Annotated in this window: 18 protein-coding genes; 7 read left to right on the top strand and 11 right to left on the bottom strand. The window is 46.8% G+C overall.

Features of this window, described 5'->3' with window-relative positions:
• Nucleotides 1-187: 187 nt before the first annotated feature.
• Both rhtB and EKN56_RS19045 read right to left on the bottom strand, forming a co-directional pair.
• Nucleotides 188-814 carry a homoserine/homoserine lactone efflux protein gene (gene rhtB / locus EKN56_RS19050; RefSeq protein WP_130593229.1) on the bottom strand — a complete coding sequence of 209 codons (627 nt, stop codon included), beginning with the start codon at nt 812-814 and terminating at the stop codon, nt 188-190.
• Nucleotides 815-1,012: 198 nt separating this feature from the next.
• A complete protein-coding gene (locus EKN56_RS19045; protein ID WP_130593228.1) occupies nt 1,013-1,810 on the bottom strand; it encodes a HEAT repeat domain-containing protein in 798 nt (265 codons plus the stop codon).
• Between the two features lie 147 nt (nt 1,811-1,957).
• Between EKN56_RS19045 and pldB the strand changes: the two genes are divergently transcribed.
• Nucleotides 1,958-2,959 carry a lysophospholipase L2 gene (pldB, locus tag EKN56_RS19040; protein ID WP_130593227.1) on the top strand — a complete coding sequence of 334 codons (1,002 nt, stop codon included), beginning with the start codon at nt 1,958-1,960 and terminating at the stop codon, nt 2,957-2,959.
• A 49-nt stretch (nt 2,960-3,008) separates the two neighbouring features.
• On the top strand, nt 3,009-3,797 hold the full coding sequence (gene yigL / locus EKN56_RS19035) for a sugar/pyridoxal phosphate phosphatase YigL (protein WP_130593226.1): 789 nt from the start codon (nt 3,009-3,011) through the stop codon (nt 3,795-3,797).
• Between the two features lie 66 nt (nt 3,798-3,863).
• Here the strand turns inward: yigL and EKN56_RS19030 are convergent, their stop codons facing one another.
• The 3 genes from EKN56_RS19030 to glpT form a co-directional block, all read right to left on the bottom strand.
• The gene (locus EKN56_RS19030) at nt 3,864-4,787 is read right to left on the bottom strand and encodes a hypothetical protein (protein ID WP_130593225.1); all 924 of its coding nucleotides are present in this window, start codon (nt 4,785-4,787) and stop codon (nt 3,864-3,866) included.
• Nucleotides 4,788-4,921: 134 nt separating this feature from the next.
• The gene (gene glpQ, locus EKN56_RS19025; RefSeq protein WP_130593224.1) at nt 4,922-6,013 is read right to left on the bottom strand and encodes a glycerophosphodiester phosphodiesterase; all 1,092 of its coding nucleotides are present in this window, start codon (nt 6,011-6,013) and stop codon (nt 4,922-4,924) included.
• Between the two features lie 234 nt (nt 6,014-6,247).
• The gene (glpT, locus tag EKN56_RS19020; protein ID WP_130593223.1) at nt 6,248-7,606 is read right to left on the bottom strand and encodes a glycerol-3-phosphate transporter; all 1,359 of its coding nucleotides are present in this window, start codon (nt 7,604-7,606) and stop codon (nt 6,248-6,250) included.
• A 376-nt stretch (nt 7,607-7,982) separates the two neighbouring features.
• Between glpT and glpA the strand changes: the two genes are divergently transcribed.
• The 3 genes from glpA to glpC are packed head-to-tail and all read left to right on the top strand — an operon-like array spanning nt 7,983 to nt 12,077.
• Nucleotides 7,983-9,626 (top strand): anaerobic glycerol-3-phosphate dehydrogenase subunit A, encoded by a 1,644-nt coding sequence (glpA, locus tag EKN56_RS19015; protein WP_407656500.1) that lies wholly within the window; start codon nt 7,983-7,985, stop codon nt 9,624-9,626.
• Nucleotides 9,616-10,878, top strand: a complete 1,263-nt coding sequence (glpB, locus tag EKN56_RS19010) for a glycerol-3-phosphate dehydrogenase subunit GlpB (protein ID WP_130593782.1) — start codon at nt 9,616-9,618, stop codon at nt 10,876-10,878. The genes glpA and glpB overlap by 11 nt, the downstream gene beginning before the upstream one ends.
• The gene (gene glpC, locus EKN56_RS19005) at nt 10,875-12,077 is read left to right on the top strand and encodes an anaerobic glycerol-3-phosphate dehydrogenase subunit GlpC (RefSeq protein WP_130593222.1); all 1,203 of its coding nucleotides are present in this window, start codon (nt 10,875-10,877) and stop codon (nt 12,075-12,077) included. The genes glpB and glpC overlap by 4 nt, the downstream gene beginning before the upstream one ends.
• Nucleotides 12,078-12,185: 108 nt before the next feature.
• Here glpC and EKN56_RS19000 read toward each other — a convergent pair whose 3' ends face one another.
• The gene (locus EKN56_RS19000; RefSeq protein ID WP_130593221.1) at nt 12,186-12,743 is read right to left on the bottom strand and encodes a DcrB-related protein; all 558 of its coding nucleotides are present in this window, start codon (nt 12,741-12,743) and stop codon (nt 12,186-12,188) included.
• A 101-nt stretch (nt 12,744-12,844) separates the two neighbouring features.
• Entirely contained in the window at nt 12,845-13,510 is a 666-nt protein-coding gene (locus tag EKN56_RS18995) for a 7-cyano-7-deazaguanine/7-aminomethyl-7-deazaguanine transporter (RefSeq protein WP_130593220.1), read from the bottom strand.
• 351 nt (nt 13,511-13,861) lie between these two features.
• Here EKN56_RS18995 and tusA point away from each other — a divergent pair, with 351 nt between their 5' ends.
• Entirely contained in the window at nt 13,862-14,110 is a 249-nt protein-coding gene (tusA, locus tag EKN56_RS18990) for a sulfurtransferase TusA (protein ID WP_130593219.1), read from the top strand.
• 30 nt (nt 14,111-14,140) lie between these two features.
• Here the strand turns inward: tusA and EKN56_RS18985 are convergent, their stop codons facing one another.
• On the bottom strand, nt 14,141-14,767 hold the full coding sequence (locus tag EKN56_RS18985) for a lysoplasmalogenase (RefSeq protein WP_130593218.1): 627 nt from the start codon (nt 14,765-14,767) through the stop codon (nt 14,141-14,143).
• Nucleotides 14,768-14,954: 187 nt separating this feature from the next.
• On the opposite strand from EKN56_RS18985, the gene EKN56_RS18980 reads away from it, so the two are divergent.
• A complete protein-coding gene (locus EKN56_RS18980; RefSeq protein ID WP_130593217.1) occupies nt 14,955-15,278 on the top strand; it encodes a DUF1820 family protein in 324 nt (107 codons plus the stop codon).
• A gap of 19 nt (nt 15,279-15,297) precedes the next feature.
• Here EKN56_RS18980 and EKN56_RS18975 read toward each other — a convergent pair whose 3' ends face one another.
• From EKN56_RS18975 to ydeE, 3 genes are all read right to left on the bottom strand, one after another.
• Nucleotides 15,298-15,576, bottom strand: a complete 279-nt coding sequence (locus EKN56_RS18975; RefSeq protein WP_130593216.1) for a DUF1145 family protein — start codon at nt 15,574-15,576, stop codon at nt 15,298-15,300.
• The gene (gene rsmD / locus EKN56_RS18970; protein WP_130593215.1) at nt 15,573-16,184 is read right to left on the bottom strand and encodes a 16S rRNA (guanine(966)-N(2))-methyltransferase; all 612 of its coding nucleotides are present in this window, start codon (nt 16,182-16,184) and stop codon (nt 15,573-15,575) included. The genes EKN56_RS18975 and rsmD overlap by 4 nt, the downstream gene beginning before the upstream one ends.
• Before the next feature lie 124 nt (nt 16,185-16,308).
• Nucleotides 16,309-17,487, bottom strand: coding sequence for an efflux MFS transporter YdeE (ydeE, locus tag EKN56_RS18965; RefSeq protein ID WP_130593781.1), 1,179 nt, complete (start codon nt 17,485-17,487; stop codon nt 16,309-16,311).
• Between the last annotated feature and the right edge of the window lie 65 nt (nt 17,488-17,552).

Here is a 17,552-nt window from a genome sequence, read left to right as displayed (position 1 = left end):
TAGCAATCCTAACTTTGCAGTAATCAATGTGAGTGTGTCTTTGCCGCGTTACTTTTTACTGAATTATCGTGAGCGGACCCCTTCAACCTTACAAAATGTATCGGAGCGCGCAAGTAAAATAATTCGATATAGAAAAATTATTCAGCAGTAAAACTTATAATCCAATAATAATGGTGCCTGTAACCCTTTAACTATTACTTCTGCGGGCGAATAGTAACAGGGCACCAACCATCATAAACAGCGTACCAAACAGGCGGTTAAGCAACTTCATCTGATGAGGCTGGCGTAACCATTTGGCTACGTGAGTGGCCAGCGTGGCGTAACCTGCCATGACGACCACATCGACAGCGATGCTGGTCACACCCAGAATCAGGTACTGCATGCCCTGTGGCTGGTGTGGAATAATAAATTGTGGGAACAGGGCCGCTAAAAATACGATGCTCTTAGGGTTGGTCAAATTGACCAATACCGCACGTTTAAAAAGCCCACTGCTCGGTAGTGCTTTAGACACCGCATTTAAATCGATGGCTCCGGCGGTACGCCATTGTTGAATTCCCAGCCAGATAAGATAACCGGCACCCAACCATTTCAACAGCTCAAAGGCTACTGCCGATTGAGACAGCAGCGTCCCCAGACCGATACCTACCAGCACGATATGTACCGCTAACCCAACCTGTAAACCGGCAATGGCGGGAATGGTGCCGCGAAATCCATAGGTGGTTCCGGTACTCATGGTATTAATCGCCCCGGGGCCCGGAGAAAGGCTGAGGATAATGGTTGTTATCAGATAAGTTAGCCACCACTCGAAAGTCACAATAGATCACCATCAGTGCACTGTCGCACAAGAAAAATACAGGGATCAGATAGTTTTATCTGATGTTTTGCCATAAGTCACTAGGGGAGTGGAATTTTATCGCTATCTCTGAAGGGCTGGCCGTCATTTTTTATGAGTATCAGGCGAGGGCCGAAAATCAGTCTGGAAGGAGCCAGATAAATAAAAATTACGGGTCAGTTACTGTTTGCTTAAAAAGCGAATGGCAGAAGCTTTTGCTTTAAGTATTTTCTGTTCATCGCCTTTCTCAACGCTGGAAGCACTTACCCACTTTTTATTCCACAGTATCTGGGCCGATTCAATCATACAGCCGAGGGTAAACAGCGCTGTTTCTGCTTCGATAGCGGCAATAAAATCCTCTCGTGACCGACGGGTAATACTCTTTACCGTAACGCCATGAAATGACATTTGCATTAACGATGATGCAGACCATGCCCGACAAAGGCTATCCTCATCGTTTCTCATATGCTGGCAAAGTAACTGAATATCAGAAGTGGAGCCAATCCATCCCAACGCAATAATGATATTTCGCCTCTGCTCATTATCTTGGGTATCAGTAAATTGTATTAAGTAAGGGATGAGCTTTTTGCGGCGATCGCAATAGAAATCTCTGTGGGTATATTTAGTCAGGCAAGAGGCAATCAGATGGGCTATTCGGCAGTGATATTTTTCCTGTGTATCCGTTAGTTTGTCAAATAGAAAGTCAATTCCATCAATATCATGCCGATAAAACGAATGGGATAACTCTGTGTATTTTATGGGGGAGCTATCCCACTGTTGGCAGATAAGCGAGAAATGGTAATCCAACAGGTTACTTCTACCAAGATCGGTAGCATAGCTGAGCATATCTATTTTGGTGCTGTCCCCAGCCAGCAACTCGCGGTAGCGCGTGACCATTTGATCTTCAGTAAGGGCCTGTTTCTCCCGCTTCTCTTTTTCTAACTCAGCTAAAATGTCATCAGTTGTTCGGGAGCCCATACATGTTCCTTGTTAATCAAAGTGATATCGCCTATTTATCTTTGATTCACACACCTTTTCCATATCGTGCTCTATTTTATATTATTCTATTGATAATTTCTGCCGCATGGGTGATAAACAGCTATCAACACAGGATATGTGAAACCAATGACAGTCGATTTTTCATCGTTCAAAAGTGAGTGGCTAAGCCGTGAGAACCGCTTTTCGTCGTTTGTTGCCGGGCCGTTATTGAGCTTCTGGCAGCAGAGGGAAGAGTGTAGCTTTAACGGTGCCGATGGCGTGCCAATTAAATACGTGAAATTCACCGCAGAAGAGAATCAGCGCGCTATTGTGGTGGCGACTGGCCGTACCGAGGGCTATATCAAGTATCAGGAATTGGCCTATGATCTGTTTCGCTGCGGTTATGACGTCTGGATTTTAGATCATCGTGGTCAGGGGTTTTCCGGGCGTTTGCTGGATGATGGGCAGCGTGGGCACGTTGAAAAGTTTGATGACTATGTCGATGATTTTGAATTCTTTTGGCGCACTATTTTTGAAGCCGAGAATCATAAACCGGCGTTCCTGTTGGCTCACTCTATGGGAGGCGCGATTGCTGCGCTATTTTTAGCCCGACATCCAAACTCTGTCAGGGCAGCGGCGCTCTGTTCTCCAATGTTAGGCATTGCTCTGCCAATGCCGTCCTGGTTGGCGAAAAAAATTACAGACCTGACGGAGCGCTGGCAGGGGGCCAGAGAGTATTATGCCATGGGTACCGGGCGCTGGTTGCCTATGCCCTATGCGGTGAATTTATTAACCCACAGTAAAGATCGCTATCGTCTGTTTTCCCGCCACTATGCAGACCGTCCGGAACTGCGAATTGGAGGCCCAACCTATCGCTGGGTGCGGGAGTCGATGATGGCGGGTGAACGCGCCATCGAACTGGCACCAGAAATTACTACGCCGCTGATTATTTTGCAGGCAAGTCAGGAGCGTTTAGTGGATAATGATGCCCATGTTGCCTTTTGTCAGGCTTTGGCTGATGCAGGTCATCCTTGTGAAGGTGGTTCACCCAGGGTGATTGAAGGAGCTCGCCATGAAATTTTGTTTGAACATGACGAACTGCGCACTGAGGCATTGATGGAAATATTAGGTTTTTTCGATCGGTATTGATCTTCAAACCAGTCAATATAATTTTTTAGTCAGAGGCTAGTCATTCTATATGTATCAAATCGTTGCATCGGATCTGGATGGTACTTTACTGCAATCAGATCACACGTTGTCCCCTTTTGCTAAAGAGACACTGAAGTTAATTTCTCAACATGGTGTGAATTTTATTTTTGCTACCGGTCGCCACCACGTAGACGTTGGACAAATTCGTGATGGGTTGGGGATCGACTCCTACATGATCACGTCTAACGGTGCGCGGGTGCATAACGGCCAGGGCGAGCTGCTTTTCAGCCATAATCTGGATGAAGAGATAGCCTATGAACTTTTCCGTATTGTGAATGACAGCGCAGAGATTGAAACTCACGTTTATCGCAATGATGACTGGCTAACTAATCGTGAAAGTGAAGATCTGAAAAACTTTCATAAAGAGTCAGACTTTAGCTATCAACTGTTTGAACCCAATTCGATGGCCACTGACGGTATATGCAAAGTATTTTATACCTGTACTAATCATGAAACCTTGCTGCGTCTGGAAGAGAAGATTAACAGCCGCTGGCACGGTCAGATTAACGCCAGCTTCTCTCTGGATTACTGTCTGGAAATCATGGGCGCAGGGGTGTCGAAAGGCCATGCGTTGCAAGACGTCTCCGGCATTCTCGGTTATGAGCTAAAAGACTGTATTACTTTCGGTGATGGCATGAATGATAAAGAGATGCTGGCGATGGCAGGCAAAGGCTGCATTATGAAAAATGCTTCTCCGCGCTTAAAGCAGACACTGCCTCAACTGGAAGTGATTGGTAGTAATGCGGTGATGCACTATTTGCGTAAACTGTATTTATAATTGCTTCGGCGTGTAATTTGTTAAATTCCGACCAGCGTAACTGCTGGTCGGGTTGTTTTTGTCAGCCTATTTTGTTTTGCAAACCGGCTCCATACCGTAGACATAAACTTCACTGATCTCTCGGTCATATCCCGGATAGAAGCCTTTTGGCATCCCCAGGACAATTTGTTTTCCCCGGTTGGAGTGCACCAGCAGTTCATGAGTTTGTGGATTAATGGCGACACCTTCAATTTCACCGTAGTCTTTAAAATCGGTGAAAGCTCTTTCCAACACTACCGATGCATTACTCTTATTGTTATCAATTTTAACCCGGTAAAGGTTATCCACTTCTTTGTCATCGGCGGTACCATCATCGGCAGTCAGGTAAATATCCCCCTGATAGGCAACAATTCCCTGAATCCATTGAGGTACTGGCTGTAAGTGTACTTTTCGTTTGTACTGACCGTTGGCAAGATCGTATTCATACAAATAACGACCGCTTTCTTCCCCAACCCAGGACGCCATCCAAATACTGTTATTCACTTTATCAACGGTGATAGCAGAAACTTCCTGCTGGCCCGAATCCGGATTAAATGGGAAGGTTCTCTTTAGCTTTAGCTTTAGCGTATCTGCATCATGCACTGCGATTTGAATATCTTTACCGACGCCATCCATAAACCATTCAGAAGAAACATAGATTTCATTGTTATACACATCAATATCACCAATATGGTTAGCTGGAATTTTATAGCCTTCAAATGGTGTTTTATTGGTGCTGATCAGATTGCCCTGCAAATCGTATTTCGACAGGGTAGTACTGCCAGAAACATAGTAAAACTTACCGTCGGTAGTGATGCCCTGACGTCCATCCACTTCAAAGGTTTTTTTGAGTTGATATTCATATTTAGGAATTGCATCACGATAGCTGGAATCACAAAGGTTGGTTGCTGCCAGAGCAGGAAATGAGAACGTGGCAAGTGCGAGGCTTAATGCAAGATATTGATGTTTCATATACTGGTTTCCGCAATTATCTGATGAAATATGCCATGCCAGTGTGCATGACGGTTAAACGATCGTGGATAAACAAATATCAGTAATGAGATAACAAATGAGGCATAGCGCAAAGCGACTATGCCCCATGGTAATTACTTATGCTGTCCCTCTTTTTGCAGGAACTGCACTGCCATATCAGGGAAGTCGGTGAACAAGCCTTCCACTTTTGCCTGGTTGTACATCACGTCCAGCAGTTGATTCATGCTGGTAGCGTATTTAGGTAAGGCATCGGCACGTAGGGTGTAAGGGTGGATCACCATACCGCTGTCGTGGGCTTCTTTTGCCATGGTAGACAGTTTTACATGCTCAGGTTTGGAAGCTTCTACATCCAGCAACATCGGATACTGTGGACCAATACCATCGGCGTATTTAGCGATTTCTTGCATACCGCCCGGCTTGAACATCCAGTCATAGCTATAGTTAACCAGTTTGCCTTCGGCATTTGGCTCAAAGGTCTCTTCCCAGTCGGTGAAAGCGATAAGCTGGACCAGCTTCAAATCAACGCCGGCTTTTGGCATTAACTCAGTTTTAATACGTTTAAGCTCATTGAAATCAAAACATTGCAGATAAACGTTATCGCTTTTTTGGCTGTAACCATACTTCTTCAGCACTTCCAGCGTTTTCACTGAAATATCTTTACCTTCACTGCGGTGGAACCATGGGGCTTTAATTTCTGGGTAGATACCAATGTTTTTGCCGGTTGAGTGGTTCAGGCCCTGAATAAACTCAATCTCTTCTTCAAAGGTATGAATACGGAAGTCAGATTTACCCATTGGGAAGCGGCCTGGATAAGACTGTACTTTTTTGCCGTCTTTAATATCAAACCCTTCGGTGAACTTTAATGATTTGATTTCGTCCAGAGTGAAGTCGATGGCGTAATAGCGGCCATCTTTACGTGCCCGGTCAGGGAAGCGCTCGGCAACATCGGTTACCCGGTCCAGATAGTGGTCATGCAGCACCACCAGACGATCGTCTTTGGTCATCACCAGATCTTGTTCAAGAAAGTCAGCACCTTGCTGATAGGCCATCGCTTTGGAAGGGAGTGTGTGTTCTGGCAGATAACCACTGGCTCCGCGGTGAGCAATAACGATTTTGTCATTTTTATCGGTGGCAGCATCAGCGACAGAAGCCATAGACATGCTGAGTACAAGACCCGTAAGTAACGTTTTAAAACCTATTTTCATAAGTTTCCTTCTCCATCTTTTGGTGTAGGTAATAACGTACGCAGAGGGGAAGAGCGTCTGGAAACCCCACTGCGGGTGCGGTGCGTTTTTCAGAGTGTGTCTTATCTTTCTTATTGTGTATCAGTTGGATAACTGCGGGCGATGATACCCGCGGAACATGACATCTTTGTGACTTCCGCGGGTATTATTTTGAACTGCCGACGATTTGTTTCGACGACAGTATTTAACTAATGATTATTCTGCTGCTTGTTTAGCCAGCATTTCAGCTTTATGTTTGTTTTCGCTGATCATGGTTAATACCAGCAGCACAACTGCCAGGCAGCTACCGCCGATCATCACCATAAAGCCACCGTCCCAACCGAAGAAGTCAACGGTGTAACCAACAATGGCGCTGGCCGCTACAGAACCACCCAGATAACCGAACAGACCGGTAAAGCCTGCTGCGGTACCCGCAGCTTTCTTCGGAGCTAATTCCAGAGCGTGCAGACCGATTAACATAACCGGACCATAGATCAGGAAGCCGATAACCGTCATACAAGCCATATCGATGCCTGGGTTGCCCGGAGGGTTCATCCAGTAAACCACAGTGGCGATAGTAACCAGCACCATGAAGAATACGCCGGTTGCACCACGATTGCCTTTAAAGACCTTATCTGACATCCAGCCGCACAGTAAGGTGCCCGGAATACCCGCATACTCGTAGAAGAAGTAAGCCCAGGATGATTTATCCAGCGCAAAGTGTTTCACTTCTTTCAGGTAAGTTGGTGACCAGTCCAGAATGCCGTAACGCAGTAAATAAACGAAAACGTTAGCAATGGCGATATACCACAGCAGTTTGTTAGGGAACACATAACGCATGAAGATCTCTTTTGCAGTCAGTTCTTCTTCTGCTTCATGAGAGTAGTCAGGCGGATAGTCATTTTTGTACTCTTCAATCGGTGGTAAACCACAAGATTGCGGAGTATCACGCATCAGAGCAAAAGCAATAATAGCGATAACGATGGCTGCCATAGCAGGCATATAGAATGCGGCTTTCCAGTCGTTAAACCATGCCATACCTAACAGGAATAACAGAGGAGGAATACCGCCACCCACGTTATGCGCACAGTTCCAGATTGAAACGATACCGCCACGTTCTTTTTGTGACCACCAGTGAACCATGGTACGGCCACATGGAGGCCAACCCATACCCTGGAACCAACCACAGACGAACAGTAAAACGAACATGACCATGATGCTGGAGGTTGCCCATGGCACGAAGCCCATAAGCAGCATCACTAATGAAGCCAGTATCAAACCGGCAGGTAAGAATACGCGTGGGTTTGAACGGTCAGAAACGGAACCCATAATAAATTTGGAGAATCCGTAAGCAATAGAGATACCGGAAAGAGCGAAGCCCAGATCTCCGCGGCTAAAGCCTTGCTCAACTAAGTAAGGCATAGCCAGAGCAAAGTTTTTACGAACTAAATAATAGGCTGCATAGCCAAAGAAAATCCCCATAAAGATCTGCCACCGCAACTTGCGGTAGGTCGGATCTATCTGATCCTTTGGTAAGCGCGCAATATGTTGCGCGGGTTTAAACATACTTAACATAGTGCCTCCACTGGCGATGATTCATCTCTGTAATGGTCGTATGAGTATTGTTATTAGGGTGAGTCATGATTTATATGCTCACATTATTTTCTTTATCGCTCACTATATTACTCATTTATTATCAAATGATATGTGACACAAGGCGAATTATATGACTGTTGTCTTATTCGGCGCGAAATGTATCATTTTTTTAACACAAATTGTGTTTAATTTATGAGTTTGTTGTGACTGTTATCACATAAATGTTCTTTTATGAGCGTTTATGCTTTTATTTGTGTTCGAATTTGCTCCTTATCAAACAATTTTGTTTGAGATTATGCGTAAATAGCAGTATGAGAAATTCTTTATATAAGCAATACAGGACCGGGAGTAATTGATGATGAGCGGTTTTTCCCCAGCAGAGATGGATGTCATCATTATTGGTGGTGGCGCAACAGGTGCGGGTATTGCCCGTGACTGTTCTCGTCGTGGATTGCGAACTATTTTGTTGGAGCGTCATGATATTGCCACTGGCGCCACAGGTCGTAACCATGGCTTATTACATAGCGGAGCCCGGTACGCGGTAACCGATGCGGAATCGGCTCGCGAATGTATCGAAGAGAACATGATCCTGAAGCGCATTGCCCGTCACTGCGTGGAACCAACAGATGGTCTGTTTTTGACGTTACCGGAAGATGATATTGCGTTTCAGTCTACTTTTATTGAGGCCTGCCAACGGGCTGGAATTAATGCTCAGGCGCTGGATCCAAAAGAAGCGTTAAGACTGGAACCTTCAGCCAACCCAACCATGTTGGGCGCTGTGCGGGTACCGGACGGAACCGTCGATCCTTTTCGCTTAACCGCAGCTAACATGTTGGATGCGCGGGAACATGGCGCACAGGTTTTGACTTATCACGAAGTAATTGGCCTGATTCGCCATAATGACCGGGTGACCGGCGTGAAAGTATTCGACCACTACAAAAAAGAGACCAAAGATATTTATGCGTCGATTGTGGTGAATGCGGGTGGTATCTGGGGGCAAAATATTGCGGAATATGCTGATCTGCGTGTGCGTATGTTCCCGGCAAAAGGCGCTTTATTAATTATGGGACACCGTATTAACAATATGGTGATCAACCGCTGCCGTAAGCCTGCCGATGCTGATATTTTGGTGCCGGGAGACACTATCTCGTTAATTGGTACGACTTCAACCCGTATTCCTTACGACCAGATAGATAACATGATTGTCACCCCAGAAGAGGTGGACGTTCTGATTCGTGAAGGGACCAAACTCTCCCCTAAAATGGCACAAACGCGCATTTTGCGAGCGTATGCCGGTGTTCGTCCGCTGGTTGCCAGTGATGATGACCCTTCAGGTCGTAATGTGAGTCGCGGCATTGTTTTATTGGATCACGCGGTACGCGACGGACTGGAAGGCTTTATTACTATTACCGGCGGTAAGTTGATGACTTATCGTCTGATGGCGGAATGGGCAACAGATAAAGTCTGTGAAAAATTAGGTCATAGCGCCAAATGTACTACCGCTGAAGAGGCGCTGCCGGGTTCGCGCAATTCCGCAGAAGAAACATTACGTAAAGTGATCTCTTTACCATCAACCATTCGTGGATCTGCAGTTTATCGTCATGGGGATAGAGCCACTCAACTTATTGCTAACGGTCGTTTAGATAATAGTCTGGTGTGCGAATGTGAAGCGGTGACGGCGGGAGAGGTGCGTTATGCCGTGGATTCATTAACGGTAAACAATCTGATCGACCTGCGCCGTCGTACTCGTGTGGGAATGGGTACCTGTCAGGGAGAGCTGTGCGCCTGCCGGGCTGCTGGTCTGTTGAACCGTTTTAAAGTCTCTTCTCCACAACAGTCGTTGACGCAATTATCGACTTTCCTGAACGAACGGTGGAAAGGCGTCCGGCCTATTGCGTGGGGAGATGCGCTACGGGAAAGCGAGTTTACCAACTGGGTTTATATGGGGCTGTGCGGTTTAGACGCTCCGTCCGGGGTGGAGAAGAATGATGAAATTTGATGTGGCAATTATTGGCGGCGGTCTGGCTGGGCTAACTTGCGGTATCAGGCTGGCAGAACAGGGCAAGCGCTGTGCGATTATCAGTGCCGGGCAGAGTGCGTTGCATTTCTCCTCGGGCTCGCTGGATTTTCTTAGCTATCGGGAAGACGGTTCGGCAATAAGCCATCCTCTGGCTGAGTTGGCAACGCTATCACCGGAACATCCCTATTCTCTACTGGGAGCAGAATGCGTCAGCCGAATGGCGGCAGAGGCCCGGCGTTTGCTGAACGACTGCGGTTTACGGTTTTATGGTGATATTGAACAGAACCATCTGCGCGTCACGCCGTTAGGTACGTTACGGGCGACCTGGTTAAGCCCGACGGAAGTACCGGTTGCTGAACTGGAACAGCCGTTGCCGTGGAAGAAAATAGCCATAGTGGGTATTGAGGGTTTTCTGGACTTCCAACCTCAACTGGCGGCAGGTTCTTTGAGCGATAAAGGCATCGAGGTTATTACTGATTATCTGCATGTTCCCGCGCTGGATCGTTTACGTAACAACCCGAGCGAGTTCCGAGCGATCAATATAGCCAGAGTGCTTGATTTGCCAGAAAACACCGAATTACTGGCGGAAGAACTGATTCGTTTATCGGGTGATGTGGAAGCGCTGATTCTGCCAGCCTGTATTGGTCTGGAAAATCCGGATGCAGTTACTCTGTTACGCCAGAGAGTGGGTAAGCCAGTTATGCTGGTGCCAACTTTGCCGCCATCCTTATTAGGCATGCGTATGCATATGGCGTTACGCCGCCGTTTCCAACAATTGGGCGGTCAGTTTATGCCGGGCGATGCGGTGCTGCGAGCTGAAACCGAAGGTCAAAATGTCACGCGTATTTATACCCGTAACCATACCGATATTCCGGTAGTTGCCCAGCAAGTGGTCTTAGCCAGCGGTAGTTTCTTTAGTAATGGTTTAATTGCTGAGTTTGATCGTATTTATGAGCCGGTGTTTGGCCTGGATGTCCATGATGCCGCACAACGCGCTGACTGGACGCAGGAAAGCATGTTCTCTGCTCAACCCTATTTGCGCTTTGGCGTTAAAACCGATAGCCAACTGCACGGCACGGTAGCAGGTCAGTCATTAAATAATCTTTATATCATTGGCGCGGTATTGGGTGGTTATGATCCGATATCGCAAGGCTGTGGGGCTGGCGTTTCTCTGGTGACTGCACAATATGCCGCAGAACAGATCCTTGCCCTGTCGGAGGTGGCAGCATGAGCCTGACAACGGATAACAGTTTTGAGAACTGTATTAAATGTACCGCCTGTACTACTTATTGCCCGGTGGCAAAAGTGAATCCTAACTATCCGGGGCCCAAACAAGCGGGGCCTGACGGTGAGCGTTTACGCTTAAAAGACCCATCACTGTTTGATGAAGCCCTGAAATACTGTACCAACTGTAAACGCTGTGAAGTCGCCTGCCCGTCAGATGTGAAGATTGGCGATATTATTCAGCGTGCGCGGATTAACTACAGCAAGCCTAAGTTCAAGCTGCGTGATGCCATCCTTAGCAATACCGACTTAATGGGGACCCTTTCTACCCCGTTTGCTCCTATCGTGAATGCCACTGTGGGGTTGAAACCGGTTAAACAATTGCTGGATAGTGCACTGAAAATTGACCATCGTCGTCAGTTACCGAAGTACTCTTTTGGTACTTTCCGCCACTGGTATCGCAAGCAGGCGGCAGAGCAGCAAAAATTTGATGAACAGATTGCATTTTTCCACGGCTGTTTCGTTAACTATAACCATCCGCAGTTGGGTAAAGATCTGGTGCGGGTGTTTAACGCCATGGGTATTGGGGTGCAATTACTCAAAAGAGAGAAGTGCTGTGGTGTTCCGTTGATTGCCAACGGATTTATCGATCAGGCGAAAAAGCAGGCTAAAGTGAATGCTGAATCGCTGGTTGATGCAGTGATTGGCAAAGGTATTCCTGTTGTCGCAACCTCTTCCACCTGTACGTTTACCCTACGGGATGAGTACCCGCATTTACTGGGAATTGATACCTCACCGGTGCGTGAACAGGTTGAGCTGGCAACGCGTTATCTCTATCGCCTGCTGTCTGAAGGGCGGGAGCTTAAGCTGAAACATACTCCGATACGTATTGCCTACCATACGCCATGTCATATGGAGAAGATGGGATGGACGGCATATACCCTGGCGTTGTTGGAGCGTATTCCCGGCGTTGAGTTAATCGTGCTGGAGTCTCAGTGTTGTGGCATAGCCGGGACTTATGGCTTTAAGAAAGAGAACTATGAAACGTCGCAAGGGATAGGTGCATCGCTGTTCCGTCAGATTGAAGAGAGCGGCGTTGATTTTGTAGTGTCGGATTGTGAAACCTGTAAGTGGCAAATTGAGATGTCCACCAGTAAGAAGTGTGAACACCCAATAACCTTACTGGCTCAGGCATTAGCAGAATAAACGAAGATTATAATAGTGATATTAGATAACGGGACATTGTAGGGATGGCGTTGTTATCAGGGGCAGCCAATCGGGTGCCCCTTTTTTATTGCGCTGAAACTGGCAATATTATGGTTTGATTTTCAGTGAGCTGATGAACTGATTAATTGCTTTTTCAGCATCTTCTTGCTGTTCAATTGGGTAGGTTAACTGCATGGTCAGCAGTTGCTTATCGATCTGACCCAGCAGCGTTGATGAGTAGTTTTTCTTACCGTCGATGCGAATAGCGGTATCAAGGCGCTGAAGTTTTTGGCCATCGGCAGTCACTTCTTCTTTTTTAACTACCACCAGTTCAGCATCGCGCATTTTTTGTTGCGCTTCCATACGGGTAATCAGATTTTCTAAGGTGTCATCTGGCATTGAGCTGCTGATAACAATCAGCATTTTCTGCGCTGCATTATCGGCATATACCGCCATATTGGTTGCCTGAGAGCCGCTCTTACCGCTCTGATCCTGTAGGCCATCCGGAACGGTGAAGTTGACCTTACCGCCTAATACGCTGGTCTGGCCGGATTGTTCTGCTGAAGTACCACTTCCGGTTGCTGCCGGTTGGTCTTTACTGCCGTCACAAGCCATCAGGCTGGCGGCAAACAAACAGACTCCTACAATTTTGACTAACTTTTGCATGGTACTTCCTTAACATTGATAAGCAAATGCTTTCGCGGATTCAGTTAACAGGACATAAAAATATCATCTCTACCGCGTTTTCGCCAAATTTTATCCCGCGCTTAGCTATGCTGAAGCTGCTGTGGGGTATTTATTTGAACCAGCCGTTTTAGTAATACATTTAATAAAATGCCGTACATAGGCAGGAAAAACAGGGCGCAGATAATCAGCTTAAAGGCATAATCCACCAGCGCAATTTCTACCCAATTTTCCGCCATAAAGGCATTGCTGCTCTTATAAAACGCAATAGAGAAGAAGGCGATAGTATCACTCAAATTACCGAAAACGGCAGAGACGCTGGGAGCGACCCACCAGGTTTTTAACTGACGCAGGCGGTTAAATACGTAGATATCCAGAATCTGCCCCAGCACGTAGGCCATAAAGCTGGCGATAGCAATTCTGGCAACCACCATGTTAAAGCTGTAAATCGCCTGATAGCCTTGCCATGTACCATCATAGAACAGGGTAGAAAGCAGATAGGAGATGGCCAGTGCCGGTATCATGACCACCAGAATAATTTTGCGTGCTAATGGCGCGCCAAATACCCGAACGGTAAGGTCGGTGGTCAGAAAGATAAACGGGAAAGTAAATGCGCCCCAGGTGGTATGAAAACCGAAAATGTTAATCGGTAATTGCACCAGATAATTGCTGGAGGCAATGATCAGAATATGGAAGAACGATAGCCATAACAGCGCTTTAAGCCGCTGCTGCGGAGAAAAATCAAACATGATATTAGCCTTTTTAAATGAGTATCAACACTCTGTTGGGGTGAGGGAACCCAACCTATGCATTAAATAAAATAGTGAATAAATTATACGCGGTATATCGCGAGGTGGAGATGATACTCAGTTGAAGGGGGAATGCAATGGTTGTTTTGGTGGTGAAGATAATTATAAATGAGCCGTAGTAGGTATTCCGGCCATCTTTCCCTCCGATTACGCAAGTTAGAAATAGCCTGCTCATGCTTAGTGTTTATCTCCCAGCGTAATAGATTTTTACTCAGTGGATTTGCACTGGGGGTTTATCGTATTAAACTAGCCGGGTTATTGGATGTATTAATAAAGTGACTTGAGAGCTTAATGACTGATTTATTTGCCAATCCGGATAAAACCCTTGATGCGTTAGGGCTGCGTTGTCCTGAACCTGTGATGATGGTGCGTAAAGCCGTTCGTCATATGGATGCCGGTCAAACGCTGCTGATCGTTGCTGATGACCCGGCGACCACCCGTGATATTCCCGGTTTCTGTCGGTTTATGGATCATGAACTGTTGGAGTCTTCTACTGATGAACTGCCGTATCGCTATCTGATCCGCAAGGGGAATGAGTAACCTTTCTTCTGTCTTACTCGCCTGGCTCAGTTAAATATGCAGGGCGCGCACCACCATAAAATGTCCCAGAAAATAGCAGACGGCAATAACCGCATTGGCCGCCTGGAAAGGCGTGCGGTAACGGTTGGTTAGCCAAATAATACTGGCGATCAACAGTAATATACTGCCAATAAGTTGACTAAAGCTCATATCGTTAGTTTGAGTGAGGTAACCTTCAGTGGCGGTCCATACCATCAGTAGTGTGATGAACAGATAAGTCACTACTGGCCAGCGCATATCTTCCAGCCGGTTCCACAGTAGTAAAACCACCCCAGCCCCAATCGCCAGTAAAATAACAATGGGCAGCCAGTAAAAGCTTGGGGCTAATGGATTAATAAAGTAGAGGGTATACAACAGGCGGGAGATAAATAAAGCGCCGATGGAGTAGAGCATTCTGTCTTGAGGAACCATCTGGAGAATATCTGCAAGCAGGCTGGCCAGCAGACCGAACAAAATCAGGTAGCTGAAGGTCGTTATCTCTGGTGCCTGCCAGGCCCAAAATAGCATCAGCAGCATAGTCACCGGTTTGAACACCCAGCGCTGCCATGATGGCCCACGGTAAGCGGCGTCAATATAGATCCAGCCGGAGAAGATCACTGCTAAAAATGGCCAACTCATCGCTTATCCTTCGGTTATTCTTCTGTCAGAATGCATTGGTCGCATTCTTTTTTAGGTTATGTTAGCTTTCAGTCTGTTACATGACCGAAAAGAACACAGCACTTTTTATTGTAGTCGATAAACGTTACCTCACGATTGTTAATGCCCTTCAGGCGGTATAACGATTGTTCGGGAGATAAATGAGTCTATGAATAATAATGAGCAACCGCTGTACCGGATCCAGTTCATGAATAACGGTAAGAATTATCAGCTTTACGTTCGTGAACTAAATCAAAGTGCGATTTTTGGCTTTATTGAGGTTGGCGATTTTGTCTTTGATAGCCAGAGTTCACTACTAGTTGACCCCAGCGAAGAGAAGTTAAAAACTGAATTCAACGGTGTAACCCGCAGCTATATCCCTATGCACGCGGTGATCCGTATTGACTCGGTACTCACTCAGGGAAGTGCGCGCATTTCTGAGCTGGGCAATAATGTAATGACTTTCCCCTACTTCCCCGATCGAAAAGGCTGACGATGGATGGCATCAGAAGCTACTTCTTGTTGTTCTTCTGTTGCCAGGCCAGCAATTCAAATACGCCAAACACGAAAATAGTGAATTCCTGCCAACCCGTGAGTTTTGGGCCATCTTTTGGCAGCGTAGATTTCAGCATCATCAGTTGTAAACCGTGCATAAAGAACATGAATACCATCGCGACATGCATAAAGTATTTCAACGGACTAGGGAACGGATGAAACAGGTTTAACAGCAGAATTCCCCATACCCCAAGCATTAACAGGCGTCCCAGATTGATAAATAGTTGTTTAATCATTCTTCATTTCCTGCGGTTTGATTGAGGGAGGGAGCGCGTCGAATATATAGTCGGTAGGCCACCTGTCCGGCCGTTTTTTCACGATGCAGATGCCAGTTAGCCGGCGCATCACTAACCGCATGTTCCGTTTCAGCCTCGACATAAATCCAGGCTTCGTCTGCCAGCCAGCCCTGTTGTTCCAGTAGCGTGAAGGTTTCAGTTAGTAAATTACGGCGAAATGGCGGGTCGAGAAATACCACGTCGAACGGCGTACCGGTCTGGGATAACCACTGTAGAGCATTGGTGTGGACCACCTGACCTTTATCAGAATTCAGTCGTTGCAGGTTTTGTTGTAGCTGCTGGGCAATCGATCTTTCCGACTCCAGCAGCACCGTTTTTCCTGCATAGCGCGACAGCGCTTCAAATCCCAGTGCGCCACTGCCAGCAAAACAGTCAAGGCATCGGGCTTCATTCAGTACCGGAGCCAGCCAGTTAAACAGCGTTTCACGAACCCGATCGGTAGTAGGACGTAATCCGGGACTATCAGGCACTGGTAGTTTTCTGCCTCGCCATTGTCCTCCGATGATTCGTATTTGTCCTGTTTTTTGCGGCTGTGGTTTCTTACTCATACGCTCTGCTATTGGCTGACGGTGACGGATTATTCTGCGGCTATTATAGCGATAGCCTGCGATATTTAGAAATGCACATTATTTTTCGTCAGTTTTGCACAGATTGATGTCTATCATCGGGTTGTCAGACACGATTCCACGGTTTGACCTGCATTCCTCGCAACATCGCCAGCCAGGCAAGTACAATCCCGGCGCTCAGAATAATAAATAACGACCAGTGTGGCAGGGTAGTGAGGATAACACCGGTTGCCAGTGGATTGGCCGCCGCCCCCAGCCAGGCCAGAGCCTGAGCAGAAAAATAGCTGGCTTTCATTCCTGGTGGGGCGATATTGTCGACCAGCATATATTCCCCCGGGGCATAAATGAGTTCCCCAAAGGTAAAGATTGCTGCTGCAAGCCCCCAGAGGAACAGATTATTGCCCGAGTACATAAAGCCCAACAGGCCAAGAACAAAGCAAAAGGTACCGAACGTCATTAAGGGACGAATGTTCGACTCAGACAGTCGTCGGCCTATTATATATTGCAGGGACACCACGACGATGGCGTTCACCGGCAGTACAACGGCTACCACCTTTTCAGCAAAATCACTGTCGGCTACCACCAGAGCATATTGAGAAATGCAGGCGGCAAAGGAACGGCTGACAAACGCCGCCAGTATTCCTGAAAGCGTAAACCAAAGCAGCGCTCTGTCGCGCCATAATACTGAGGGAGACCAGGCAACGCTGTTCTCTGAGCCCATATCGATGCGAACCCGGTCGACATAACGCTGTATAAAAACAAGTGGAAATGCGGCACAGCAGGCTGCCAGCCAGAATGGCATATTGATGCTGTACATCACCAACAACGTACCCAACGGCGGGCCGACGGTCCAACCGATATTCAAAAAGGTGTAGTTGAGCGAAAAGATTTTGGCTTTTTCACCGGGCCTAAGTACATCAGAAAAGTAGGCCTTTAATACGGTAGAAAAAACCGAGTAGGCGCAGTTGATGAGGGCGAAGTAAAAGACCACCAGCTCTACCTGGTCAACCAGCGGAATTGCGATAAATCCGCCGATAAACGCCAGAATAGACAGCAACATATAGTTCTTTTTATCAAACTTATCGGCCAGAATGCCGAATCCGAGGCTGAATATTACGCCAACGGTGAGTGCAATGGTCATCGCCAGACCAATTTCGTCAACCGACATGGCAAAACGCCGTGTCAGATAGATGGTCATAAACGGTAAGGTTGCACCACGACCAATGGTTAAAAGCAATGATGATGCTAATAATGCAGCGGTTGATCGGGTAGTGGTTGAGAGCATTTTCCTGCCAGACATATCGTTTATTATCTGTTTTATTAATGAGTCAGAGATATCACGCTATTGTC

Origin of the sequence: Limnobaculum zhutongyuii (assembly GCF_004295645.1) — a bacterium.
Taxonomy (GTDB): domain Bacteria; phylum Pseudomonadota; class Gammaproteobacteria; order Enterobacterales; family Enterobacteriaceae; genus Limnobaculum; species Limnobaculum zhutongyuii.
Note: the sequence above shows the minus strand (reverse complement) of the source record. Positions and strands in the feature narration are given on the sequence as shown.